Genomic DNA, 24,263 nt, shown 5'->3' on the forward strand with positions numbered 1-24,263 from the left:
GATGCGTCGGCTCGTGGGCTGCCGAGTGGCGAACCAAAACACGCCCACTGAGTGTAGCTATCGCGCTCGCCGGACGAGCAGCCAATTATGTTATGTTGCTGCTGCAAGCCGCGACGAGCGACTTAGACGTCGCCTCACCCGTGACATGGTTCCACTCTTGCCAACGCAGAGGTCCGCTTGGCGTCACGTCGCTTGGAGTCAAACGAGGTGAAAGTCACTGCCGGTCAATCCTAAGTGGATTCCCGTTAGCACGATCATCATGTTAGCGGACTGGACATCCGAAGCCGTAATCACTTCAGTTGCATTCGTCGTATTGATGACAACTTCGGTGTTTCCGCCTACCTCCACATAACCAATATTGTGCGCTTGCAGGCTTAAATTTGTCGAGCCGCTAAGCTGACCCTGGAACGCCGGAACGCCGTGGATGACGGCAATCCCAGCGATGCCGGAAAAAAGTATCGTATCGTGGACGTGATCAAAATTGAAAATTGTATCGTGGCTAGATGCAGTTGAATCGTCGAGCCCCGAGTAGATGAAGGTATCGTTACCATCACCCGCGAAGAGAGAATCTGCGCCGGCTCGTCCAGTGAAACTAACATTCCCGCCGTTGCTTAGCAGAATATCATTCCCCGAGCTGCCCACCAGTACGTCACCTTTGTTACTGCCGATAAGAGCCTCGTTGCTACCGCTTCCAACGTTTCCAGCTATATCCGTCGCCGTCACGCTATAGGAGTGCGACGCAGAAGCGTTGATGGTTGTGAATGTCCATTTGCCCTCGGTTCCGGCGATGGTTGTTCCGCATAAAGTGTTGCCGTCGTAAATCGCGATCCGATCGCCTGTTTCCGCCGCGGTGCCCATCAACGTCATGTTGCCGTTTGAAAGAGTCGCCGCGCCAATGGTCACGCTCGGCGCCACCGTATCTAGCGTAAATGTAAGTGAAGCAGTTCCCGTGTTTCCCGCAATATCAACTTCGCTTGCGAGGATCGTATGAGTACCATCTTGAAGGCCGGTTAGCGAACATGTCCAAATCCCAGCGGAGTTTGCCATAACGGAGCTTGATGCAGCATGGCCATCCACTGAGAAGCTCACGGCGGCATTTGGATCGCCGGAACCGGTGATTTGAGCGCTCGAGGTAATGACATCGTGGGATGACGGACCGGTATCTTGAGAAAGCGCTAGTTGTATCGTTGGCGCAAATGCATCAACTCTAAAAATAAGCGCCGCAGAAGTCGCACTGATATGACCGGCGGTATCGGTGCTCACTGCGCTGATAGTATGACTACCATCCGTGAGACTGGTCGTGGCGAATTTCCAGGCTCCGCTTGCGTCTGCAGTTGCCGAGCCGAGCCAGTTCGAGCCATCGTAAATCAACTCAACGGTATTGGCCCCGGCAGTGCCGTTCAAAACAATAATCTTTGCGTTGGTGATGCCGTCACCCACTGCGCCGCTGTCAGGTGAGTACGACGTGATAATTGGCGCCGAAATCGCAGAGGACGTCGGACTCGAGCTATTCTGCCAAACTCTTACCCAGTCGACGTACATTGGCCAGTTCGGATCAGCTTGCAGCGAAATCGCCATGCTCTGGCTGTCGAGAACTGAATATGTCGTGGCGGCTTGGTCGGGAGAAGAAGGAGTAAAGGACCCGGTGAATGCGCCCGAAAGATTGGGCGAAACCGCCGGTCCGAGCCAATAGATAGACGCCATGGCCTCACCGTCGAAAAACCAAGTCACATGACCGGGTGTGGTACCTGATTGCGGTACCCACAAGAGCCCGTAGGTATGAAAGGTATTCCAATTCACCGAGTTGAGCTGAAAAACATCATTTAGTGCGTTTTTTATGTTGTCTGAAAAGCCAGAAGAGCCCCAAGTGCCGGAGAAGTCGTGGACATTCCCTTGGTATAACGTGGTGACGTCGGTCGGGTCGTATGCTGCCCCACCGGGAATCATGCTCTCCATGAAATCAACTTCTACGAAGTGGGTGTAGCCAGTCGGTTGACCGGTCCACTGGCTAATTCCTTTTTGCGCGTATGGGTCGACAAGAATGTCGGTTGGAAGCGCGAAGAAGGCAGGAAAATGAGCCGCATTAGGACTCAAGGAGGGATCGTAGCGAATGCTTGCTTCAAAGTAGGCGCCATTTGCGAAGCTATTTCCAGTAAAGCCGCCGCTCGAATTGTCAAATCCCGACACTAAATTGACGTTGCCGTTGTCTCCTGCGCCCCCTAGTTGAAGGACTCCGTTCACTATAGAAACGTCGGAACTGTCTGTAGCATCTGTTCCGTGCCAAAACCATCGCGAGAGGTACCAGTTCGAACTGGACGTTTGCGAATTCGACATATCGATCGAACTGTATGAGTTGAACTCATCGTCAAATACCAGTTTGTTGTAGTTTGCTGTAGCTGCTGGGTCGGGCTCGGTGATCGGGAGCGCTGAGACTTGAGCTATGGCTATAACCTGTTGGTGTATGGGGGACGAGGCCGCGCTAACATTGCCAGCTAGATCCATCGCGGTGGCGGTGAAGGTGTGAGGGCCAACGGTCAATGGACTCGCAGTAAAGGTCCACGCGCCGCTGCTGTCTGTCATCGTCGTGCCGAGTTGCACCGTATCGTCGTAAATGATCAGTTTCGAGTTAGCCTCAGACGTACCGGAAAGCGCTGCCTGATTGGTTTGTAGAATATTCTCATGAGTAATAGTTGGCGCGATCGGCGCTGCAGCGTCTACGACGATCTTTTCGACATTTGAGCTTGCGCTTGTCGAAGTCACTGTTGCAGATACGTTATGAACGCCGTCAACTAGAAGTCCGGTCGTGAACGTCCAGAGCCCTGTCGCGTTCGAAGTCGCAGGACCGAGTAGGATGGCTCCGTCGAAGATACTCAGTTGCGTGTTAGGTGCAGCGGTCCCACTACAGATTAAGAAGTTAGCGTCCGTAATTCCGTCGCCTGAGATGTTAGTGTCCGGCGAAACTGAAGTGATCGTCGGGCTAACGATCGCTGCGTCTGAGGATCTTGCAGATCGTCGCAACTTTTCTCTCCGCTCGTTCCCAGTTCAAGTGCACGGCTTTCGATCTCGTGCATGAATGATAGGAGAGCGGATTGAAGAATAGAGCGCGGAAGACGTTAGAATTTTAGTTATAAGTGTGTGCCAATATTCTTCTTAAGTTTAGAGGAGCATATGAGAACGAATCTCGACCGATAATTGACTAAGCGAGTGGTCTGGGATCACAAGTGGCTTCTTAGTCGTCCGTGAACAAGGTTCTAAGCGATTGAGCAGGAGTCTCTTTTTCGGATTCGAGGCGGTTTGAGATTGCAGGGAATGGGAGGTTGAAGCCGCCAAACCCTGCAATTTCGCTTTTGGATTCCCTTTCCCTGCGGACCATGTTTCTGTGTGCATCGGAGGGAACGATGCGGCCGAAGAAGCCAAGACGACGGGATCGAACGATCTGTTCCGGGCGCGGCTGGACCAAATCATCAATCTGAAGCACGAGTTGGTTCTGCTTGCCGGCAAGATCGATTGGGACTGGATCGACGGCGAGATCGCGCCGCTCTACAGCGAGAACGGCCGGCCGGGGATCGAGACCCGCTTCATGATCGGGCTGTTGTTGCTCAAGCATATTTACGGGCTGTCCGATGAGGGGGTGTGCGAGCGCTGGGTCCACGACCCTTATTTCCAGTTCTTCACCGGCGAAGAGTTTTTCCGGCACGCTTTCCCGCACGAACGCTCGGACCTGAGCCATTGGCGCAAGCGGCTGCGCGACAAGCTGGAGCTGCTGCTGCCCGGAAGCCTGCGGGTGGCGCACGAAGCCGGCGCCTTACGCAGCCAGGACCTCAAGCGCGTCACGGTCGACACCACGGTGCAGCCGAAGGCCATCACCTTCCCGCATGCCAGCTCGCTGCCCGAAAATCCCTACGAGGTCACACCTTGCGGAACGTCATCGACCGGACCGAGACGCTCACCGGATGTCCGATCGAGCGGGCCTATGTCGACAAGGGATACCGCGGCCACGATGCTCAAAATCCACAATCGCGTCTTCATCTCCGGCCAAAAGCGCGGCGCCTTCGGCGTCATCAAGCGCGAGCTGCGCCGCCGCTCCGCCATCGAGCCCATCATCGGCCACATGAAGACCGAAGGTCACCTCGGTCGCTGCTACCTCAAAGGCCGTGCCGGAGACGCCGCCAACGTCATCCTCTCAGCCCTCGGCCACAACTTCCGCCCCATCCTAGCCTGGCTCAGAGAACTCTTGTGCCTGTTCCTGGTCCGACTATGCGCGTGCTGGCCGGTCCAGCCCCGCTCAATTCGCCTTCTCAACGGACGACTTCTTGTGGCCACAAGCTGTCCGGTTTCCTATCCTGCGAACTGTGACTTGGTCGTGAGACCTAGACGTTCACCCTTGTACCGCGTGGCTTCAATACGTTCACACCAGTTTACATTTTCCAAGTACCACCGCACCGTTTTCAGCAAGCCGCTTTCAAACGCCTCTTTCGGCCGCCAACCGAGTTCTTGCTCCATTTTAGACGGATCAATCGCGTACCGTCGATCGTGGCCCGGCCGGTCCGGCACAAACGAGATTTGCTCGCCGTAGCTGGTTTTGTCCTGACGTGGACATATCTGATCAAGTATTGCGCAGATTCCAAGAACGACATCAAGGTTCGTTCTCTCGTTGCGCGCGCCTATGTTGTAGGAGTGTCCAATAGTACCACTTTCCTGAATTAGCCTGAGCGCGCGGCAATGATCATCGACGTGGAGCCAATCGCGGACATTGCGTCCATCACCATAAATGGGAATTTTGCGCCCTCTTAATGCTGACAAGATAGTTAATGGGATTAACTTTTCTGGGAATTGAGAAGGACCGTAGTTATTGGAGCAACTCGAAATGAGGACAGGCAACCCAAATGTTGTATGCCACGCTCGGACAAAATGATCGGACGAAGCTTTGCTCGCGGCGTATGGTGAATTGGGTCGGTAAGAACTGTTTTCTGAGAACAGCCCCTCTTCGCTAAGAGATCCGAATACTTCATCGGTGGAAACATGATGGAACCGAAATCTCCGTTGCTGTTCAGAGGGCAGAGTGGTCCAATATGCGTGGCAACTCTCTAATAGTTGAAAAGTGCCAAAGACGTTCGTTGTAACAAATGGAGCAGGGCCGTCGATAGAGCGATCAACGTGGGTTTCAGCAGCGAGATGGACAATTAAATCCGGACCACAGTTTGCAATGGCCCGGGTGATATCTTCACCATTGCAGATATCAACCTGCTCGAAACGATATCGCGGGGAGTCAGACGCAGTAGATAGAGAGGTTGGATCAGCTGCGTATGTGAGCTTGTCGATATTCGTGACGAAGCTGTCCGACTCGGCGATTAGCTGGCGGATTAGCGCGGAGCCAATAAATCCACAGCCGCCGGTGACGAGGATGCGTTTGGTCATTTCAGGGGTGATGCCTTGCCGAGAGCGAGCGAAGTATGCCCTAAAGCGTGAACATTCCAAGTTTACTTTGTAATATTGCTGCTAAGCCCATCGCGGATCGGGCCTTTGCGGGGCAGTATGCCAGGCTCATCATCAAGTCTGCGTCCTCGCGTACTGCTCAACATTTCGAGTCGATCCATCAGCCCTTTTAAGATCGTATGCTTATCCCACCGTGCTAGGGCTGTGGCCTTGGCTCCGTCCCCTAGTGTAGAGCAAAGGCTAGGATGTTGTGCGAGCCAGTTTATCGTTGCAGCTAGCGCGATCGAGTCGCCCGGAGCGATTCGGATACCCGCGCTCTCAATCTCGTCGGCCAGACCCGTCCCGGGCTCGGCCATAACGATGACAGGCTTTCCGGACGCAAGTATCCCCCCGAGTTTGGACGGGAGGACGAGATCGGCGGCCTCGGCTCTCTGCGGAATAAGGTGCACGTCAGCCGTTTTCAGCAATTGAGCGAATCTTAAATCGGGCTGGAGATCGAGAAACTGAATGTTGCGCAAACCGACGGCAAGTTGCTGTAGATTAATTCGTTCCGGCCCTGCTCCGCTCAAAACAAATCTAACATTCGGAGCTGATTGGCTAAGTGTCCGAGCGGCTTCGACAATTAACTCCAAACCCTGCTTATTTGACATTGTGCCGGCATAGAGGGCGACGAAGTGGGAGTCGGCGAGCCCCAACTCGTCCCTAAGTTGTGAACTGTATCCGGCGTTCGCAATTTGGCTTGTGTCCGTCCAGTTGCGCAGTTCCCATATCGTGCTGTTGGAAGTCTTCGCAGTGAGCCTATGCGCCATTTGAGGGGAAATCGTCGACAAATGATCAAAGGACTTCAGAATTCGTTGCTCTACTGCAATCATGGGCTTTCGTAAAAGGCGGTTGCTTAGAAGGCCAAGGTCAAAAGCTGCATCAACTTCAAAGTCTTGTAGATGTAGCCAAGTAAGTGCACCAGTGCGACGCCCGATCCACGCTGGAAATGCGGCCGACATAAGAGATGGTGCTACCGACAAAACGATATCGGGAGACTTGCGGAGCGCGGACACTGCGACCGGCCACGCGCTCGTCATCGCAAATGATAGGTGGTGCAGAAGCCGCTTAGGTCCGGTTGGATTTTGCGGAACGTAGATTGGTGAACGGGTAACGGAAACGCCGTTTATCAGCTCGTGGCCGTAGTGCAGGCCGCGGAAGCTGGAAGGAATCTTCCACGCCGGGTAATATGGAGGAGCAGTAATGACGCGCACCTCATGGCCGAATGATGCCAGCGCCTCGCACAGCTCAGTGGTGTACTTCGCTACGCCAATCAGGTCGGGAGCGTAGTTGATACCAACCACCAGGATGCGCATGAGGAAAACTCCGATGCCCCATCAAAGGGACCAAAAAGAAACCAAATTCACCCTGCCAAGCCGAAAGAACGTGGAAACCCAGGCAAATCCCGTAGTGGTATTGACGCTGCGGGTCCGGTTGATCAGCTTGACTCTATCAAGGGGCGATCGACGATTCGAGGAAAGCGCAATATCAACCTTAACGTAACCAGCGCCCGCTCGAGGTTCAGTAGGCGTTTGGCTCCCGAAGGGTCACGATTATCGTTCGCAAGAGGATCTTGAGGTCGAGCCATGGGCTCCAATTGTTGACGTACCAAAGATCGTGCTGAACGCGATGCTTCATCTGATCAATGTGGCGGGTCTCACCGCGGTAGCCATTGACTTGGGCCCAACCACTCAGACCTGGTTTGACGTGATGCCGAAAAGCGTAGTTCGCGATCCGCTGCTCATACTCGGAATTGTGAGAGACAGCGTGGGGACGCGGGCCTACAAGAGACATGTCGCCGCGTATCACATTGAACAGCTGCGGCAACTCGTCGATGCTGGATTTTCTGAGCCATCGACCCGCGCGGGTGACTCGTGGATCGTTCTTGGTTGCCTGTTTTATGTTGCTGCCATCTTCCTCAACGTGCATCGTTCTCAATTTTAGAATTTCAAAGGTCTTCCCATTGAAACCATTGCGTCTCTGCCGGAAGAGAATGGGGCCGCGTGAATCAAGCTTCAGCAAGAGTGCTGCGATCAGCAGCAAAGGCAGAACAATGATGATTCCAATCGACGCAAGCACGACATCGAAGCTGCGCTTTGCGGCAAGTTCGGAGCGAGTAAGCGGGGCCCGCTGCAGCAATGCGGTCCAGGCATTTCCGACGTAGGTGTTACGGTAACTTAAGAACCGCGCAGCACGTTGATCGGGTAGGAGGTGGACCGAAATGGGAAGCGCCGACAAGGCAGTCAGGACTCCGTCGATAGTCCTCTCATTGTGCCACCCGATGACAAGGTAAACGTCTTGGATCTGTTCGCTCCTGGCAAGCTGGAGTACATCTGCAAGTTTGTAGCGAAGCGAAGCGGTAACTCCAGGCGATGTGAGTTCCCCTTTCGAGATCTCAAAGGTTCGAACGGGTGCGTAACCGTAACAAAGAAGCTCGAGCAAGGCATGGCACGAACTGCTCTGCCCTTCTTCTGCGATCACGATGATCCGTTTTTGTGCAAAGAGGCCATTCTGGAGTGATTGCGCAATGTAGTTTGCGACGATCTGGCGCCAGCCGAGAAGTGCTCCCAGGCTTCCCGCCAAGAACAGCATCACCGCGCCGCGAGAAAATTCACTGCTGATCTTCATCGTAAAGGCGACTACCGCGAGAAGGCCGCACAGACCGAACCAGATGAAAATGACTTCTCGGGCTTGCCTTGAAAAAAGCACCAAGTCCTTCAGGCGATAGTTCCGTCGGGCGACCATGATTGCCACGAAATTGGCAGCAACGATGAGGCCCATGCCACCATACGGCATCGCGTTGGAAGCGCTGCCCGTGATCGAATAATAAGCTGAGCTGAACAGGAGCCCGGCCGCAACGATCAGCAGCACGTCTATGGCAGCAACTCCAGCCTCGACCAGTTCGGGGCTCAGCAGTCGGCGCTGTGTTCGCGGCGATGCCGCGTCACCAGGCCCCGGAGCGGGCAATACTTGCGGAGCTTCTGAAACAGCCTGCGACAACCGCGGCGCTTTACTCATAAAACACTTTCTCGGTGCCCGATCAGAACAATAACTTGTCTAAAAATAGCCCTTATTGGTACCAGACTTCCGTCCGAACGTACAAGTCTCCAGGGAAACCACGATCGCTACCATCATACCGCGCCATCGAGCGCCGATGGACTTTTGCAGAGAATCCTGTGAGATGATGTCAGCTTAAGTTCGGGTTAGCACACGGTAAGTGGGGGGCGAGAATGGTTCGCAAGTTTGGCATTGGGTGTGGCTTGGCGCTGGCCGTACTTACAAGCGCAAGTTCTGTCTACGCGCTCGGACCCATAGCTCCTGTCGTGACGAGCGAGAGGAGCGACGTTCTGGACGTCTCGTTCTTTGGGCGGCCTTACCCCTACGGCTACACAGGATGGGGGCCCTGCATTCGGTACGTCGAGGTCCAGACGCGGTATGGTGTCAAGGTCCGTCGCGTTAGGGTCTGCCGCTAATTTGAACGTCGGCTCGGAGTCGGGTAGGTCGCTCGCAACCATCGCGCGGCTGCTAGGCTTTGTCTTCGTGAGTCACCTGCTTCCGGCCTGGGGCAATGCGAAGCCGGCTTACCGGCACCAGCGGCGCTTTGAATTGAACGGCTGCTATTCCACCCGCCACTGCGCAACGCGGCTCATCGCGCGTTGAAATGCCACGATCACTGCTCAATCGTCCAGGTTACCAAAAAGTGCTGGGGCCAAGGGGGACAGCTGTGGGCGCAATCTTTTGGGGAATTGTGGCGGTCTGGGGCGGGATCAATTGCTTCGTCGGCTGGCGCTTGCTTACGCGAAAGCGATCATACGGCGAGAGGCGGACCTCGTTTAACCTCGTTCGTTGAACGCAGAGTTCGTGCATATTGGAACCTGATCCGGCGGGAAGCATTGACGCGGGATCGAGGGTGAAATGATGCGCTTGGTGCTATTCGTCTTTCTTCTGGTGACCGCCGCAACTGCCGTTGCGGACCAAGCATTCTCACAGGCGGGGACGGGGGGGACCAATGATGGCCCTGCGGCATCTGGAATGGTTTACCCGGTTCGCCCGAGAGTAGGGCCCGCTGTCAGCCAGCCGGTACCCAACGTTTATCGGTCGTATCCGCAGCAGCAGCCCAACGTTCGCCTGCGGCGCATTCGGCCCGTGCATTCCAATTCGGCTCGCCCCAAGTGATCATCAGCTCTTTTGCGAGCCCGAGTCCGACTTCTTGGTCGCGGGCGATGGGTCTGGCACCTCGCCATTCTTTGACAGGCAATCCTTAAAATAGCTCTGCCGATCCGGGCTCATAGGCACGGCGCCCGGTCGTTTGAATGGGTGGACAATGTAAGCATAGTGAAGGCAGCGCTTGGCGACTTCCGCTGTTGGCGCCGCCGACGCAATGGTAATGCCAGTCACCGTGACCGCGCCGAAAGCTAGGATGAGGGCGCTCAAACGCGCGTAGATCAGCGAATCCATTTGATCCTATCCATAGCGAGCCGGCTAAAAGCTAGCGGCATGGGACAGAACTGTCCATGGCCGTGAGCCAACCGATCCCTGCGGCGAAAGTTGGCAGGTGCGGCGTGCTGAAAAACAGACTATTATTTTCCGACGCGAAGCGTTGTCTTTCGTTTGCCGCAGAGCGGAAGAGATTTTGCCGGTTTTGGCAGGCCTAGTTGGAGATGCTCATGAAGAAGTCAGTCATTATCGGCACGGTCGTCCTTACGGCCGTCTTGTGTGGTGCCCCGTTCTCGGTCCAGCGCACAGCAGCAGACAATCTGTCCTTAGGAATTGAAACAGCCTCCGCCGCAGAGCTCGCGGTTCCCGCCCGCAGGAGCGTCTCGCGTCATGCTCGTTATGCTGGCTACTATCGGGAACGGTCGTACGATCTGCTGTGCGGCGGACCCTATGTGGGCGGTGGATGGAATGGCGGGACATACTGGGGTGGGCCCTGGATGGACCTGAGGTGCTACGGCGGTGCTGTCGAACCAGTCGTCGAAGTTGAGCCCGTCGTCCGCGTCAAAGGCTGATCACAATCCCGGTCGAGCAAAGGGCAGGCCATCGGCCTGCCTCGGTTGCTCATCCTTCCGAGCTTGCCGTCATCGCTCGCGGCTGACGCTGGGGCACGCCCCAGCGTCAGGTCGCGGCGCGAGGTTTTCGGCACGAATGCGAGTGTCGGCGGCGTCGGCACGGGCGCCATCTCCGATCACTCGTCTTAGGAATGCGGCGTCTCGGGCATCGCCACATCCGATGCGGTGCTCGCCCAGACTCCAGATGTCGCCTGGTTTGGTGCGCGGCGTGACGGGAAGGGGCAGAATGACTTCGTCCGTCTCGACAGATTTCGAGAGAAGGGAAACGATCTCGCCGGTTGAAAGGCCGGTGAGCGTAGGATCGATGTCGAGCTCGATCGAGGCGAGTTCGCCCAGCTCTTGCTGGAGGATTTCCAGATCCCACCCGGCGTTGAGGGCGATTTTGTTGTCCGCGATCCGCAGCGCGCGCTTTTGCGTCTCCGATAGGCCGGACAGGAGGATCGTTGGGACTTGTGGAAGGCCCATCGACGTGGCGGCCTGAAGCCGGCCGTGGCCGGCGATGATGTTCCCGTCCGGATTGGCGAGGACGGGATTGGTGAATCCGAACTCCTTGATGGACGCCTTGAGCTGCTCGATCTGGCGTTTTGGATGAGTCCGGGCATTGTGCGATCGGGCACGAGCTGGTCGATGGGACGATAGGTGAGGGATAGCTGCGAGAGCGCAGCGATAGACAATGGTTCATTCATAAGCACTCAAATAACCTGAAGTTGATCGCTCGAACATTTCCCTCGGGTAGTTTGCGCGCGGGTTATTCACCAATTTCGCCGGTTCGCCAAAAAAATTTGGTGCGCCGGGCCGTGAATCAGGAGCAGCCAAGACGATTTGCGCAATCGAAAGGTTCTCTGGCCTTAAGCCCGCGTGGTTCCGACATGCAGCTGACTGGCGATGAGCAGTCGTTTTCCGCTCGGCCGCTGGCCCGCACCGGCCGGTACGGCGGTGCCGGTGTCATCCTGTTTATTTCGCGTCTTCGCCTTGATACGAGCGGCAAAATTCCCTTGTTAGACGCCTGTTGTCTCCACCTAGCAGGCAGCAGCGTGGTGAATCATCTAAGGTCTTGGCCCTACGCCAGAATTTCGACTCGCCTACCGTTTGCAAGCTACCGCAAGTCTGTTCTGGAGAGGAATATTGGCGAGATTCCCTGTTGTAGGGCGGCACTCGGCGGAGCAGACACACGGCCAGGTCGCTGTCCGACAGGCCAGGCATGATGCTCCTCATCGGAGCGGGCTGAATCCCCAATTCCAACGCGAGCGACGGCGCCGCGATTTGGGCCGCATTTGCCGAGCGCCTGTTAAGCGCCAATGTTATCCATCCCGCATGCTGGCTCATGCAATTGGATCGCGGCCAAATTTACCAGCTTAAGCGACAAAGTTTCAAAGCCATTTACTGAACTTGTGCATCCCAGTATGCTCGTGCTCTTAGATTTCCTTTTTCGACGTTCTTTTTTTAGCGTCTGGAGTTTTATTGTGACATTTTCATATGAGCTTTTCGGGAAAAAAGTTTTTGTGGCCGGTCACAACGGAATGGTTGGATCGGCGATTGTTCGCAAATTGGCTGATCAGCACTGCACGATAATGACGGCCGACCGACGGCAGCTTGATCTCGCCGATGCCGGCCAGACAAAACGTTGGTTCGAGAAGAACAGGCCGGAGGTCGTGGTTCACGCAGCTGGAAAGGTCGGAGGTATTTCGGCCAACAACAGCTTGCCTGTCGATTTCCTCTGCGAGAATCTTCACCTCGAGCTCAACGTCATTTCAGCGGCTCATAACACCGGTGTTGAACGCCTGCTGTTCCTCGGCTCGTCGTGCATCTATCCGAAGCTGGCAAATCAGCCAATTCGGGAGGAAGAGCTTCTCGCGGGCCCACTTGAGCCAACGAACGAATGGTATGCTGTGGCCAAGATCGCCGGGTTGAAAATGTGCCAAGCCTACCGACGACAGTACGGTGATGATTTCATCTCGGCAATGCCAACTAACCTTTTCGGCCCGGGCGACAATTATCACCCCGAGCACAGCCACGTTCCGGCTGCTCTCCTGAGCCGCTTTCACGAGGCGAAATTGACAAAGGCTCCTTCGGTCACGATTTGGGGCTCAGGTAAGCCGCTCCGCGAATTCCTGTACGTCGATGACCTCGCCGACGCCTGTGTATTTCTTCTAAAGAATTATTCCGATCACATTCCGATCAACATCGGTGCAGGATCCGACCTTTCGATCAGGGAGTTCGCTGAAGCCGTTGCCGAGACGGTAGATTATAAAGGCCAGTTTATTTTCGATACGAGCAAGCCAGACGGCACGCCACGTAAATTGCTCGACAGTTCGCGGCTTAACTCACTTGGCTGGCAATCGCGCACGTCGTTGCGAGAAGGTCTGGCCGCCACATATCGCGACTTCCTGCAAGGTGGGGGGCGCCATACCAGGATCTCCGCCGATCAGGTCGCGTCTGCTAGATAGCGTCAGAAGCATAGCAACTCGTTCCTTTGGCTGCCGCCAACGACCTGTCGGATGCAAAGTCAAATCATGACGCATGCCTATGGGGTTAACGCAGCAATTTAGAGGAGAAGAGGAAACAGAGTTGAAGCAGACGAGGCGTAGCACCGGTAACGAAATTGGGCTTTCAACTGTGCTCGCTGAGAAGTTTATCGTATTGCTCATTTTGAGAAGCCAAACTCTGCGAATTCATTGTGAATCCAACCTCCGTTGAGCCCATCAAGCTTCCAGGGAAGGTTTGAACGCGCGATCGTTCATGGCTCAGTATGAAGAGGCTTTGTAGATCTTGGGATTCAGTAGATGGTAAATGGATTTTTGGAAGACATAGTGTTCGAACAGGTTGTGCATTACGCACCTTTATGCGCGATCGATTTTGTTCTCCGGGATCCTGCTGGCGCGGTGTTGGTGGGGGCACGCCGAAACCAGCCTGCCAAAGGTTTTTATTTTGTGCCCGGTGGTCGGATAAGAAAAGGCGAGCGTCTCGCGCAAGCTTTTCGTCGACTGCTTTTGAGTGAAACGTCTATCGAGGCTAACATCGAAGAAGCTGTTCCGCTCGGCGTCTTCGAGCACTTCTATGAGACTAATATATTTGAACGAGACGGTTTCGGCACTCACTACATCTGCCTACCTTACGAGATCACGTTAGATCATCGTCCAGTGATCCGCGGCGACTGCCAACATTCTGAGCTTCGGTGGGCTTCATCATCGGACTTGGCTGCGCTTAGAGTCCATCCTTACGCGATGGCGTACTTAGAGCGTCTGAGGCAGGCTCCGGTAGATAAAAAACAGCAAGTGCGGGTTCATCATCGAGAAGTTCAAAGCGAGTTGGAGTCCGGTAACATTGCAGAATCGATTGACGGTGCAGTTCTGTCGTAACCGTAAATCTGACCTCGCGTAGGGACCGTCTCGCACGGCGGAGCCTGCTCCGGGTCTGGCCCGGGTGATGGCGCAGTCTCCTGCCCCGCTAGGCTGCGGACCTCTCCGCTTGGGCCGACGCTGAGTGCTTCGATCATGTGACATTGTTCGGACACTCGATCGTCCGGTGCGCGGCTTTATCGGTCAATACGCACGGCGAGATGCCCGACCCAAGTGCGCTGTTAAACCTGCGCTGCTGAAAGCGCTAGGTGGCAGCGTTGCAGCCAACGCTTCTTGCATCCAGTGGCAATTCTTCGGGTCCATAGTGGTTGTTTTTCGCGAAGCAGCGCTCTCAGGTTGTTTGACAAGCTTTGCTGAAACAGAAGGTCGCTGTAGTAGCTTAGGTAATTGGCCCTGTACTTTTTGTGACGGCAATCAAGTCAGCCAATCGCCAAAATTCCAAGTCTCAAAAGAAAAGTTGTGAATGGGCTCACTCGGGCAGCGATCAAACGGGGTTAAGGTCACCCGAAAGTTCGTGGTGGAAGGATCTCTAGGGTGATATTCAAACGACGGGGGCAACCATGCCCGCCATATTCGACCTGATCTATCGAGAATACTGCCGCGCTCGGCTCGCTGAAATGCGCAAACAGCTTCTGCTCAGAGGCAAGCATCCTGAACGCCTACCACCCGATTATGGTCGTGCTGATCAGGGTAACCTTGGCAGGACCGACACGCCGCAAGAAATCAGTGCCCGCGAGCCGAATTGAAGAGACCTCCCTACACGTGGTCCTTTCCGCGCCGCACACTGACAGCACTATGGCAATAGCTTCGCTCTCGGGAGGCAATAATGATTTCCGATTGGCTCACGGTCCCTGCGACTATCATTTGCATTGTTGTTCTGAGCCTTACCGTTCTGATTGCCATTGGAGCCTGGTAGGCAGGCAGCTAAGCACTGCTCCGCGTCCGGTGTGGCCCGGCAAGGGCCGCTGGATTGCCACTCAGACTGCCTGATTGACTTGCTCATTTGGGTCGCGCCAATTCCAGGGGCAGCAGCTCATGGACGGATTGGGCTGGATGTGCAGCGATGCGCGCCAAGGACGTGGGCGAGCCAGGGTTGTGGATCCAGGTCGTTCATTTTGGCGTGGACGATCAGGTTGTACACCGTCGCGGGTGATGAAGAGGGCGCCGCATTTGAGTCATGGGACACTCGAACGAGACGCTCTGATCACCGAAACTATGGCCTTCCGGGACAGTCTAGGCTGAGAGTGCCCGGCTTGGGCAGGCGGGCAAGCCTTCGTTGTCGATGAGTTCAACGAAAGCGAGATGGTCGCGACCGGGAGGTTCACTCGGCTGGGCATGTCATGGGCAATTGTTCAGGTAAGCGCATAGCCGTGTGGCCAGCGAACAGTCAGCCGTCAAAATGTCTCGGTAATCTTGCTGAGGCGAGGAGGACGATCCGGGTCAAATCCGCAGCTCAGCGCAGCCTGCTCGATCATTCGATAGGCTGGCATCAGCATGGTGATCGGGTCGGTGGCGGGGTCATCTTCGGCTAACCAAGGCAGCGACCCGTGCGGTCCGCCGCATAGATGCAGCGCAATTTTTTGCTGGCGCAATTCTTTTGCCAGCGCGTCGACCATGGGCGCCGTCTCATCCATGATGCGCATCATGAGAAGCGGCGTACGGGATGATAATGCGCCGCGGGGCCCATGCTGCAGTTCGGCAGCGCTCAGACCAATCGAGGGCAGGCGCAGGACTTCCGAAAGCTTGAGCGCGATCTCCCGCGCGGAGCCGAGGCCCAGGCCGCGTGCCGCCACAAAGACAGCTGACGCTTTGGTGAGATCATCAGTAATACCGCCCCAGTGGAGCGCCAAGGCGCGGCGCAGGCGCTCGGGAAGCCTTTCGAGCGCTGACCGCAGTATGCGATCTTCGGCCAGTTCGGCAATAAGTCCAGCGCCAGCAGCCATCGAGCCGATCACAGTCTTGGTCGCCGCTACTGAGTGCTCTCGCCCTGCCTCGATCGGAATGACGAACTCGGCTTCGTCGGCGACTGGGGACGATGCGGCATTGACGATAGCGATGGTGCGGGCGCCTGCGGTGCGTGCCGACCTGGTCGCCGCGACAAGATCGGGGCTGCGCCCGGATTGCGAGATCACGATGAACAGCGCATGCCGAAGCATCAACGGCGTCCGAAATGCCGTGATCACCGAAGGAGCGCTGGTCGAAACGGGAAGTCGAAGGCGCGTCTCGATGAGGTATTTCAAGAAAACACCGACGTGCCCAGAGCTTCCCCGGCCGCAAACGACGCACAATGGGGCGGAGCCAATCTCAACTCGTTGGGCGATCTCGCGCGAGGCGGGGCGGTTCTGGACTATTCTGGCCACGACGTCAGCGCTTTCGCTGATTTCGATTGCCATGGCGGATGTCATCACGGCTTGACCGCTCCGCCTTGCTCGTGTGCTGCCGCCTGCTTGCGGGGAACACGATCCCTGCCGAGTTCGGCAAATACGCACCGAAGATTACCATGACCGTTTTTTAGCATTCTCTCGGCATCACCCCTGTCGAGCCCCAACGCGAGGAGGCTTGCCGTCTTGATGTCTCCGCCGGCCTGCTCAAGCGCGCGGGCCGCATGCGACGGATCGCAATGCGCGATTTGCGCCACCATGCCTTCGGCGCGTCGCTTCAGCTTGGCATTGGTCGGCGGCATGTTCACCATCATACCCTGATACACCCTGCCGAGCCGCAGCATGATGCCTGAGGAGATCAGATTGAGGACAACCTTCTGTGCTGTGCCGGCCTTCATTCGCGTGGAGCCGGCAATCAGCTCGCGGCCGGTCTCGATCAAAATCGGAAATTTCGCTGAGACCAGGAGTGCAGAGCCGGCATTGTTGGCGACACCGATTGTCGTTGCACCGAGTGATCCTGCCCGCTGCAGCGCCGCGACGGTGAATGGTGTTGTCCCGCTGGCGGCAACGGCGATCACGACGTCGTGCGGTGTGAGCCGCGCAGCATTAATCTGCGTGACCGCATCATCGACATCATCCTCCGCACCCTCGATGCTGCTGACGAATGCACTGGCTCCGCCGGCGACGATGAAGCAGACGCGCCCGCTTGGCCAGGCGAAGGTCGGCAACAGCTCGGCGCCGTCCTGAACCGCCACGCGGCCTGAGGTGCCGGCGCCGACGTACACAAGACGTCCGTGATCGCCGAGCGCCGCTTTAGCCGCTTCGGTCGCCGCCGTGATCGCGGGAAGGGCATGACCAATCGCCGCGACCGCCGCAAGCTGACCCTCCCACATGGCTGCCATCGCTGATGTCAGAGACCATGCATCAAGGTCGGCAAAGCGGGGATCGACTTCTTCAGTGGCCATATAGTTGATCCCTGCCTCATTGAATGCTGAACTTTGATGCCTGTTCACGATCGGTATCTTGCTTGGGCACGTCGAGCCGCCCTCGCGCCAACAACAACGCGCCGCCCGCCGCATCGGCGTCAGGATGCCGCAGGCGGGCCCGCAGGTCGGGCGTCAGCCATGGCGCAATGGCGTCGGCGAGGCCGCCCACCAGCGAGAGCCGCTCTATTCCTCTCGCCAGGAATAGGTCGAGCAGATCGCCAATGGCATCAGCCGCGCGTTCGACAATGCGACGCCCGACCGGATCGCCCTGATTTGCATGCCGCATCACGATCGGCGCGAACGCAGCATAGTCCGTCGCTCTGGCTTCTTCCGACCAGGCCACGGCCTGATAAGGATCACGATCGAATGCGTCCAGCACCTCTGAAAGTAATGGGGTCAGCTCGCTGCGGCAATCTGCGGCCCGCAGCGCCAATCGAACAACCTGCAGGCCGATGTCGGCACCGCTGCCTTCGTCCGACACGGGAAAGCCGTAACCGGCGAGACGGATCTCGCGGCCCGCGATCAGGCCGACACCGACCGACCCTGTGCCGGCTACCACGATGGCGCCGTCCGCGCCGCTATGAGCGCCGAGACAGGCCGCCAAGCCGTCGCTGACGAACATGACGGACGCAAAGGGATGCGCGATATCGTTGAGCGCAGCTGCCGCGCCTCGGCGGCCAAAGCCAGCCAGGCCAATTCCCGCGTGCATCCGCGCGAAGTCCTCTCGCATCAGTCCGGCCTGTGCTGCGGCCGCTTCGGTGGCTTGCATGATGGACTGCCAAGCCTTCTCGAAACCAACCCGCGTAGAGGCAGGGCCCGAATTCGCTGCACCAAGCAATTTGCCGTTCTCGTCCTCAATCCGGGCGCGGCAGCGGGTTCCGCCACCATCAATGCCGAGATATGTGGTACCTTTTGTTCCCATGGAAGTTAACGCGAAGATTTCCTTCCGGGTTCCGCCCAATCACCTGCGGAATGGCGAGCCCGCGCGCACTCGTGTGACGCGTCCGAAACCGGGATATAGGATCAAGGTCGATGGGCTACGCTGGTTCTTCCTCTCTTACGATTGCCGCGCGGCACATTTTCGATGGTACCGATATGCGCGGGCCGGGGTCGGTCAGAATCTCGCAGGGGCGGGTTGAAAGCATCACCTTAGGTGAGGGGGAGACGTGCGCCTCGATTCACCTTCCCGCAGACGCGATCCTTGCACCTGGGTTCATCGACATCCAGGTGAACGGGGGCGGGGGCGTCCTTCTCAACGAGCACCCAACTGAGGCCGGGGTTCGGCGCATCGTTGAGGCGCACCGAGAGCGGGGGACCACCGGATGCCTGCCGACGCTCATCACCGATCGGACCAAGGTCATCGAGCGATTGGCTGCTGTCGCCGCGAGTTGCGTGAACATTCCGGGCGTTCTTGGCTTTCATCTGGAAGGACCGGCCCTCAACAGGTCTCGCAAAGGCATTCATCCAGAAGCCGAGATACGGGTTCCGGATCGGCGCGATGTCGCGGCGATCAAGAGTTTTGGAAGCCATGGCCGATCCGTTGTGACCTTGGCCCCCGAATGCGTGCCCGCTTCGATGATCGACGAATTGATCGAGGCTGGATTGCGTATCGCCGCGGGCCATAGCGAGGCCAGCGCAGCCGAAATCGGGCGGGCGGCCGAGCGCGGGGTGTCGGGGGTGACTCATCTGTTCAATGCCATGTCGCAGCTGCAAGCCCGGGAGCCTGGCCTGGTCGGCGCCACGCTTGCGGATGACCGGCTGTTTGCGGGCATCATTTGCGACGGCATCCATGTTGACCCGGTCGCTTTGCGTGTTGCGTTCCGCTGCAAGGGGCGCGATCGATTGATGCTGGTCACTGATGCCATGCCGTTGGTGGGCACCCAACTCCTGCAATTCATATTGCAAGGAAGGCAAGTCACTTTGCGTGAAAATCGCTTGACGGGGCCCGATGGCACACTCGCCGGCGCTCACCTCAGCATGATCGAGGCGGTTCGCAACGCAGTAGCGCTGCTCGAAATTCCCCTTGCGGATGCTCTGATTATGGCCTCTCGGACGCCCGCGGCTTTTCTGGGCCTTGAGTTTGAGCTCGGACGGATCGCGCCAGGATACCGCGCAGATTTTGTCGCCTTCAATGCAAACTTTGAGATCGTCGGCACGTGGATAGGCGGCGTCGGTTCGATGGACAGCGCGAGCGAGGTTTCTCGCCGAGGTTCGATGAGCTCAACCTAGCTTCGCGCAACCTGTGGCGTTCTCCCTTAGATACGCACTCCGCGCGGCTGCGCAGTCCGGTGGCGGGATAGCCTGGCGTGATACCCTTTCACCACGCGACTGGCTGTTGTCGAACCCAGTAATCGCTACTCCGATGATTACGACCAGAGGGCGAGGACCGCGCTGCCATCATGACATGGCTGTGGGGCGTTAACAGGCAGTCAGCCACCATGTGGCCCGACTGAAGTCGGGCGCAATAACATTTACCTCGAGCAATTTGCGCATGGGTTATTCACTCATTCCGCCGCTTCGTCAGAAAAATCTGTAGGCCAACCGGCTATGCTATGAGCAACCAACGTCGCTTTCGGCTATGCACGAATTGATTTACCCCGATCGTGGCATTCGCTCCGCCCGGCTTCGCTGCCTTATAGTGCCGAGCTTCGAAGGAGCGCATGTTCGCTATCGCGTCCTTACTCTGCAGCTTTAATCAACGATTGGACTTGAGCCGAAGCCGTCGCTAGGCTCTCATGATCGTCTCGCTTATTTCCAACTGCTCCTTTTTTGCCGAATTTTCGGAATTGCCATGCAAATCATTCTGATCGTGCTCGGATGCTGGCTGCTGCTGAACGTTTTTTACGTTCTGCTTGTGGTTCCGCCACGCAGGTCCAGGATCTCAACATCCCTGTTTAGAGCTATTGAGGTCATCAAGGGCTTCTTCAGGAGCCGCAGAGGTTAGGCACGGCTTTGAGGTCTCGCCGCGTTCACGATCGGGAAGCCAGCGAGGATGCGGTTGTGAGCTTCATCAAGAAGTCGGCCGCCATCAGGCACTTATGGGCTCCATCGAAGCTTGAACCGGTCGCGACCTGTTCTGCCATCAATGACCGGGCTCGGTGCAGCATTGGGCGCGCCGGCACCCTTTTTCGAATTGATACCCTCGGCCAACTTTCGAACCTGGCGCGTACGAGATCTTGATTTTCTCAAAATTGATGGAGCCGTCCTGCACAGATAAATGGGATCTGGTCCAGCTTGCGGCAGCGGTGAGGGGATGCCGGACAGCTTTTTGTCTGGAGCTTTCGAGGGGCTATGCCGCCATCTCGAATGACGCAAGCAGGGCACGCACCTCGTTGGCCAGTTCACGATAGTGTTGGCTTGCTCGCAGATACATCTCCCGATGGCTTTCATCAACTCGCTTGGCGATCAACTCGCATTCGGATGCAAGGCATTCGAAACGTTCCAATTTGGCTCGGAAACCATTCATCGTAGCACCCAGACCGGAAAAAGGAGGGCGACGATATTTGATGATCTGGGTCAAGGCAAGCATTGCTATGGAAGATAATCATAACGAGCGAAAGCTGGCAGCCTTACCCGGCGCGACCGGAGGTTCCACTACTCGGGGAAGTTGCGAGTGAAAGCCGCTGTGCCGAAATTTGCATTTCCGCTGCCGTAACGCTCATCTGCGTTGGAGATGTTCTCCGCCACGTGTTCGAACGGATTATCGAGATATGCATTGCCCCCGGTCTGCTTGATGGCGGAAGGATAAGCCGTTGGGAGCCTGATTGTGGCCGACGCGAACAAGCCGCGCTCGATCGCAGGTCAGGATTGGCGCAGGGATCTCGATCCGGCCAGGTCTAACCGCGCGGTGAAGGATTATTTGGCAATCCTCGACGATCCGGCGTGGGGCGCCGCCAGCGATGTCGTCCCGAAGTTTATTTCGCCATCCGAGCCAGCAGCGCAGTGAACCGGCGCTCGCAACGGGCCGGCATTCTTCGCGCACTCCGACAACTATCTCATCGACGTGAAGTTCGGCGTCATCGACGATGTCGAGGCCTCCCGCGCCATTCGCCAGGCGAGGTCGGTGCAGCAAAGACCATGATCGAACGGACCGAGCAGCGCTTCGGTCTCAAGCCAGAGCGACTTGTCGGGGATACCGCTTACGGAGCGGCTCCGATGCTGAACTGGCTGTCGAGAAGGGCATCGCGTCGCATATCCCAGTGTTCGATAATCGAAGCGGGACGATGGCACCTTCTCGCGGAGCGACTTTCGATAGGACCCGACCGGCGGGGGTCGTGGAAGATGCGTCGACCGCTTGGTCGCCCATGAGCATCAATTTCGCATCGTCGTGTGCAATAAGGGCCCGCCGGTAGGCCGTTCGCGTGATCTCAGGGTCCATCGGTGAGCGACCGCGTATGTGTGCTCGTGGCCCATCGCTTCCATAGGCGCGGTGTAGCCCGATGCCCCCGTATGCAGCCAGATCGGAAGTTTGCGGCCAGCATCAACCGACGCGATTGACCCTGAGCGAACATCGCCCACGTGCTGGTTGTTGTCGCGGGCGCGCCCAGTGTACTGGTCGCCCCTTTCTACCTAGGCCGTTGAGGCGGCGCGGCCATTTGAGTAACGAGCTAGTTCGAGTTGATCCTCGTGTGCCTCCAGCTCGTCCTGCTCCGCTCGCGCGAGCGGCTTTGGGAACGGGATCATCGGCCGATTCACCATACGGTCAGATTTCCGAGAACACAGCGACCCTTCGGGGGTTCTAATGGCAAGGCCGGCCTGAGGTTGAACGTGATCGAGGTGACTTCCGTCTTGTTTATGATCGGCGCAACCATCTGCTTGGCCTTATGGGCAATGGGCGCACCGGACTGAGTGCTTTCCGCCGACTAGCAGTAAGATTTACAGGAAATTAGGCCATTTGCGCTGGAAACGGGCCAGTGCTTGATATCCATAGGAACGGGCGCGCATCACCTTGGGAGATCCACAGGTGGCTGCGGGTCGTCATTGCGGTAAACCTGCCGAGCGCTCGCGCTCGAGCCTTGATTGGCCTCATGCCTCAGGCGCTGGCTCTTCGGGCTGGGTTCGACCCAGCGACCATCAACAGTAGAATACTCTACCGCTGACCTACCCAAAGAATGCGTCGCTTTAACCTGTACAACTAAAGAACCCCGCCAGTCCGGCTGAGCGGGGTTCTTGACCGGCTCCGAACGTGACTTGGGGGTCCCGTGGGGTAACGGTGTACAGTGAAGTTAATGCATTCTTAATTCCCACTGCAAGCAGAATTTTGATTGAGGATCTCAGCCGTTCGGATGGGGCGCGTGTGCATCAGTCAGATACGCTGCCTTTGCCGGGGCTGGTATTTGTATCCCGAACAAGATTGCAACCGGTCTTAGGGGGCGCCTTGAGAAAGGCGCCCCTTTTTGCCGAGTGGTGTTGGCCCGAATAGGCCACTCCGCATTTCTCATTCAAAGTAAAAGGCCGCGGCCTTCGTCGCTTCGAACTGGCGGCTCATGCTGACGCCCAACCTTTCCGGAGCTATTCAGCTTCTCTTAACTTTTTGGGAGCTCTCTTTGCAGGCGCGGTATTCGGCTTGGCTCTGAGCGAGGCAAACACGTGTTGAAGGACGGCGAATATGTCGCGTGGTTTCAAACCGAGCACGGCTCTGGTACTGGTCGCCTTCTTCTAAAGGACGGCATTATCTCAGGCGGCGATACAATCATCAGCTATGGCGGTACGTACGAACTCGACGGGACTCGATTTTCGGCAACGCTGACCACTCACCGACACGCTGAAGGACAGCCGAGTGTTTTCGGCGTCGACGAAGTCGAGATCAAATTGACCGGGACTGCGGCGAGCAACTTTGCTTCGTGCTCGGGTCAAGTTACAGAAGTCCCAGGAATGCTCTTTCAGGCTACTCTGATGCCCGTCCAGGAGGAGATAACGAAGCCCGAGCGAATGATCAATCCGGCGGACTTCCATCCCGAGCGACTGCCGAAGTCCAATGTTCGCTAACTCGCGAGAAGTGAGATGTGATGCATAACGTTCATCCGATTCGAAGGTTCCTCGCAGTTCGCATGATCTTAGATCTTACCGCACTGAACAAATGTGTTCATCGCCTCGATCACTAAACATCGAGAACGAAGAAGCCAGGTCGAGCCAACGTCGTCTCTTACTGGGTCACACGAGCCAGCGATGGTTCGCCAAACATCAGGCTCGCGCCGTCAAGTTGATCAGCCGATCAGCTCCACGTGAGCTACCCTTCTGCCGCTGTTCTCCTCCCGCCATGACGTCTCTAGCCTTTAAGAGCAAGTGCGCGTCCACGATGCGGTGATGAATGGCGATCTCGGCGCGGTGCAGCAGTAGAAGTATTCTTCGGCCCAATTGATCACCTTTCTAAATCTCGCTTCCTAAGGTCCCGCGAAAAATAGCCCTAGTTTCCGAGCCGTTTCTGTTAGTCCGCGTAGAGCTCATCACCTAGGTCCGTAGCCCGGGTACGGCATCGACGATACTGGCTGACCTCTATGTTGTAGTCCAATCTCTGCCCGGCTCCGCGGGTGGTTCGGTGACCAAAATGATTGACGCGGTAGATCTGGAGAGCGCATGAGATCGCCAAGAATCTTAATCAGCTTCAGGGGACTATCCGAGTTCCGACAACTCATCAATCGCCTGATGAAGCCCACCTGCACCAACATCCAGTGGGACGAGCAACGCGAATAGTAATGCTGTGTGCGGAAGTCGTCCAAAACGACGATCATGATAGATCTGTCGCTCTTCGGGCCGCGCGATCCGCAACCGGAAAATGGAGAAGTCATCGCACAGGGGCACTTCTCCTGATCTCAAGGAGGATAACCTTTTGGGCAGATATTCATCGTGGATGACGGCTTCGGCGGCAGCATGCTTCCTTTCGGCAAATGCAACGACCGGCTTTCATCGACCTCAAGTGTGAAAATTGAGAGTGAAAAACCCTCGTCCATATGCTCATTTCTCCTCACGCCGTTGGTCTCCTGCGATCGGCAC

Annotated in this window: 15 protein-coding genes, 1 tRNA gene and 3 pseudogenes; 7 read left to right on the plus strand and 12 right to left on the minus strand. The window is 56.8% G+C overall.

Going from position 1 to position 24,263, the window contains the following annotated elements:
- Positions 1-198: 198 nt before the first annotated feature.
- On the minus strand, positions 199-3,018 hold the full coding sequence (locus tag C7G41_RS28785) for an Ig-like domain-containing protein (protein ID WP_106945685.1): 2,820 nt from the start codon (positions 3,016-3,018) through the stop codon (positions 199-201).
- Between the two features lie 380 nt (positions 3,019-3,398).
- On the opposite strand from C7G41_RS28785, the pseudogene C7G41_RS28790 reads away from it, so the two are divergent.
- Positions 3,399-4,288: pseudogene (locus tag C7G41_RS28790) on the plus strand (transposase); the annotation flags it as partial.
- A 50-nt stretch (positions 4,289-4,338) separates the two neighbouring features.
- Here the strand turns inward: C7G41_RS28790 and rfbB are convergent.
- The 5 genes from rfbB to C7G41_RS28820 all read right to left on the minus strand — a co-directional run bounded on the left by rfbB (position 4,339) and on the right by C7G41_RS28820 (position 11,219).
- Positions 4,339-5,418 carry a dTDP-glucose 4,6-dehydratase gene (gene rfbB / locus C7G41_RS28795; RefSeq protein WP_106945686.1) on the minus strand — a complete coding sequence of 360 codons (1,080 nt, stop codon included), beginning with the start codon at positions 5,416-5,418 and terminating at the stop codon, positions 4,339-4,341.
- Positions 5,419-5,480: 62 nt separating this feature from the next.
- On the minus strand, positions 5,481-6,791 hold the full coding sequence (locus C7G41_RS28800; RefSeq protein ID WP_106945687.1) for a WcaI family glycosyltransferase: 1,311 nt from the start codon (positions 6,789-6,791) through the stop codon (positions 5,481-5,483).
- A gap of 205 nt (positions 6,792-6,996) precedes the next feature.
- Entirely contained in the window at positions 6,997-8,493 is a 1,497-nt protein-coding gene (locus C7G41_RS28805; protein ID WP_106945688.1) for an undecaprenyl-phosphate glucose phosphotransferase, read from the minus strand.
- A 1,161-nt stretch (positions 8,494-9,654) separates the two neighbouring features.
- The gene (locus tag C7G41_RS28810) at positions 9,655-9,933 is read right to left on the minus strand and encodes a hypothetical protein (RefSeq protein WP_245446743.1); all 279 of its coding nucleotides are present in this window, start codon (positions 9,931-9,933) and stop codon (positions 9,655-9,657) included.
- 620 nt (positions 9,934-10,553) lie between these two features.
- Positions 10,554-11,219 carry a ParB/Srx family N-terminal domain-containing protein gene (locus tag C7G41_RS28820; RefSeq protein ID WP_306768064.1) on the minus strand — a complete coding sequence of 222 codons (666 nt, stop codon included), beginning with the start codon at positions 11,217-11,219 and terminating at the stop codon, positions 10,554-10,556.
- Positions 11,220-12,004: 785 nt separating this feature from the next.
- Here C7G41_RS28820 and C7G41_RS28825 point away from each other — a divergent pair.
- The 3 genes from C7G41_RS28825 (at position 12,005) to C7G41_RS28835 (ending at position 14,649) form a co-directional block, all read left to right on the plus strand.
- On the plus strand, positions 12,005-12,991 hold the full coding sequence (locus C7G41_RS28825) for a GDP-L-fucose synthase (protein ID WP_106945753.1): 987 nt from the start codon (positions 12,005-12,007) through the stop codon (positions 12,989-12,991).
- Between the two features lie 336 nt (positions 12,992-13,327).
- The gene (locus C7G41_RS28830; RefSeq protein WP_106945690.1) at positions 13,328-13,903 is read left to right on the plus strand and encodes a GDP-mannose mannosyl hydrolase; all 576 of its coding nucleotides are present in this window, start codon (positions 13,328-13,330) and stop codon (positions 13,901-13,903) included.
- A gap of 560 nt (positions 13,904-14,463) precedes the next feature.
- Positions 14,464-14,649: a hypothetical protein gene (locus C7G41_RS28835; RefSeq protein WP_106945691.1), complete on the plus strand. Its 186-nt coding sequence runs from the start codon at positions 14,464-14,466 to the stop codon at positions 14,647-14,649.
- Between the two features lie 231 nt (positions 14,650-14,880).
- Here C7G41_RS28835 and C7G41_RS37970 read toward each other — a convergent pair.
- The 4 genes and pseudogenes from C7G41_RS37970 to C7G41_RS28850 form a co-directional block, all read right to left on the minus strand.
- Positions 14,881-15,050 (minus strand): annotated as a pseudogene (locus tag C7G41_RS37970) (transposase domain-containing protein); the annotation flags it as partial.
- 247 nt (positions 15,051-15,297) lie between these two features.
- Positions 15,298-16,296, minus strand: a complete 999-nt coding sequence (locus C7G41_RS28840; protein WP_245446745.1) for an SIS domain-containing protein — start codon at positions 16,294-16,296, stop codon at positions 15,298-15,300.
- A gap of 11 nt (positions 16,297-16,307) precedes the next feature.
- Positions 16,308-17,297 carry an N-acetylmuramic acid 6-phosphate etherase gene (locus C7G41_RS28845; protein WP_306768061.1) on the minus strand — a complete coding sequence of 330 codons (990 nt, stop codon included), beginning with the start codon at positions 17,295-17,297 and terminating at the stop codon, positions 16,308-16,310.
- On the minus strand, positions 17,266-18,192 hold the full coding sequence (locus C7G41_RS28850) for a BadF/BadG/BcrA/BcrD ATPase family protein (protein WP_106945694.1): 927 nt from the start codon (positions 18,190-18,192) through the stop codon (positions 17,266-17,268). The genes C7G41_RS28845 and C7G41_RS28850 overlap by 32 nt, the downstream gene beginning before the upstream one ends.
- Before the next feature lie 110 nt (positions 18,193-18,302).
- Between C7G41_RS28850 and nagA the strand changes: the two genes are divergently transcribed.
- On the plus strand, positions 18,303-19,499 hold the full coding sequence (gene nagA, locus C7G41_RS28855) for an N-acetylglucosamine-6-phosphate deacetylase (protein WP_106945695.1): 1,197 nt from the start codon (positions 18,303-18,305) through the stop codon (positions 19,497-19,499).
- Positions 19,500-20,559: 1,060 nt separating this feature from the next.
- On the opposite strand, the gene C7G41_RS28860 is transcribed toward nagA, so the two are convergent.
- Positions 20,560-20,790 carry a hypothetical protein gene (locus C7G41_RS28860; protein ID WP_146159815.1) on the minus strand — a complete coding sequence of 77 codons (231 nt, stop codon included), beginning with the start codon at positions 20,788-20,790 and terminating at the stop codon, positions 20,560-20,562.
- Positions 20,791-20,942: 152 nt separating this feature from the next.
- Here C7G41_RS28860 and C7G41_RS38390 point away from each other — a divergent pair.
- A pseudogene (locus C7G41_RS38390) lies at positions 20,943-21,519 on the plus strand (IS5/IS1182 family transposase); the annotation flags it as partial.
- Positions 21,520-22,310: 791 nt separating this feature from the next.
- Here C7G41_RS38390 and C7G41_RS37465 read toward each other — a convergent pair.
- Positions 22,311-22,381 (minus strand) — tRNA-OTHER (locus C7G41_RS37465).
- Between the two features lie 478 nt (positions 22,382-22,859).
- On the opposite strand from C7G41_RS37465, the gene C7G41_RS28875 reads away from it, so the two are divergent.
- Entirely contained in the window at positions 22,860-23,258 is a 399-nt protein-coding gene (locus C7G41_RS28875; RefSeq protein WP_158268047.1) for a hypothetical protein, read from the plus strand.
- Positions 23,259-24,263 lie beyond the last annotated feature (1,005 nt).

Origin of the sequence: Bradyrhizobium sp. MOS002, assembly GCF_003020115.1 — a bacterium.
GTDB lineage: Bacteria > Pseudomonadota > Alphaproteobacteria > Rhizobiales > Xanthobacteraceae > Bradyrhizobium.

Coding starts and splice junctions, on each gene's coding strand:
- rfbB (WP_106945686.1), bottom strand. CDS start 5,418: ATGACCAAACGCATCCTCGTCACCGGCGGCTGTGGATTTATTGGCTCC.
- C7G41_RS28800 (WP_106945687.1), bottom strand. CDS start 6,791: ATGCGCATCCTGGTGGTTGGTATCAACTACGCTCCCGACCTGATTGGC.
- C7G41_RS28805 (WP_106945688.1), bottom strand. CDS start 8,493: ATGAGTAAAGCGCCGCGGTTGTCGCAGGCTGTTTCAGAAGCTCCGCAA.
- C7G41_RS28810 (WP_245446743.1), bottom strand. CDS start 9,933: ATGGATTCGCTGATCTACGCGCGTTTGAGCGCCCTCATCCTAGCTTTC.
- C7G41_RS28830 (WP_106945690.1), top strand. CDS start 13,328: ATGGTAAATGGATTTTTGGAAGACATAGTGTTCGAACAGGTTGTGCAT.
- C7G41_RS28835 (WP_106945691.1), top strand. CDS start 14,464: ATGCCCGCCATATTCGACCTGATCTATCGAGAATACTGCCGCGCTCGG.
- C7G41_RS28840 (WP_245446745.1), bottom strand. CDS start 16,296: ATGGCAATCGAAATCAGCGAAAGCGCTGACGTCGTGGCCAGAATAGTC.
- C7G41_RS28850 (WP_106945694.1), bottom strand. CDS start 18,192: ATGGGAACAAAAGGTACCACATATCTCGGCATTGATGGTGGCGGAACC.
- nagA (WP_106945695.1), top strand. CDS start 18,303: ATGGGCTACGCTGGTTCTTCCTCTCTTACGATTGCCGCGCGGCACATT.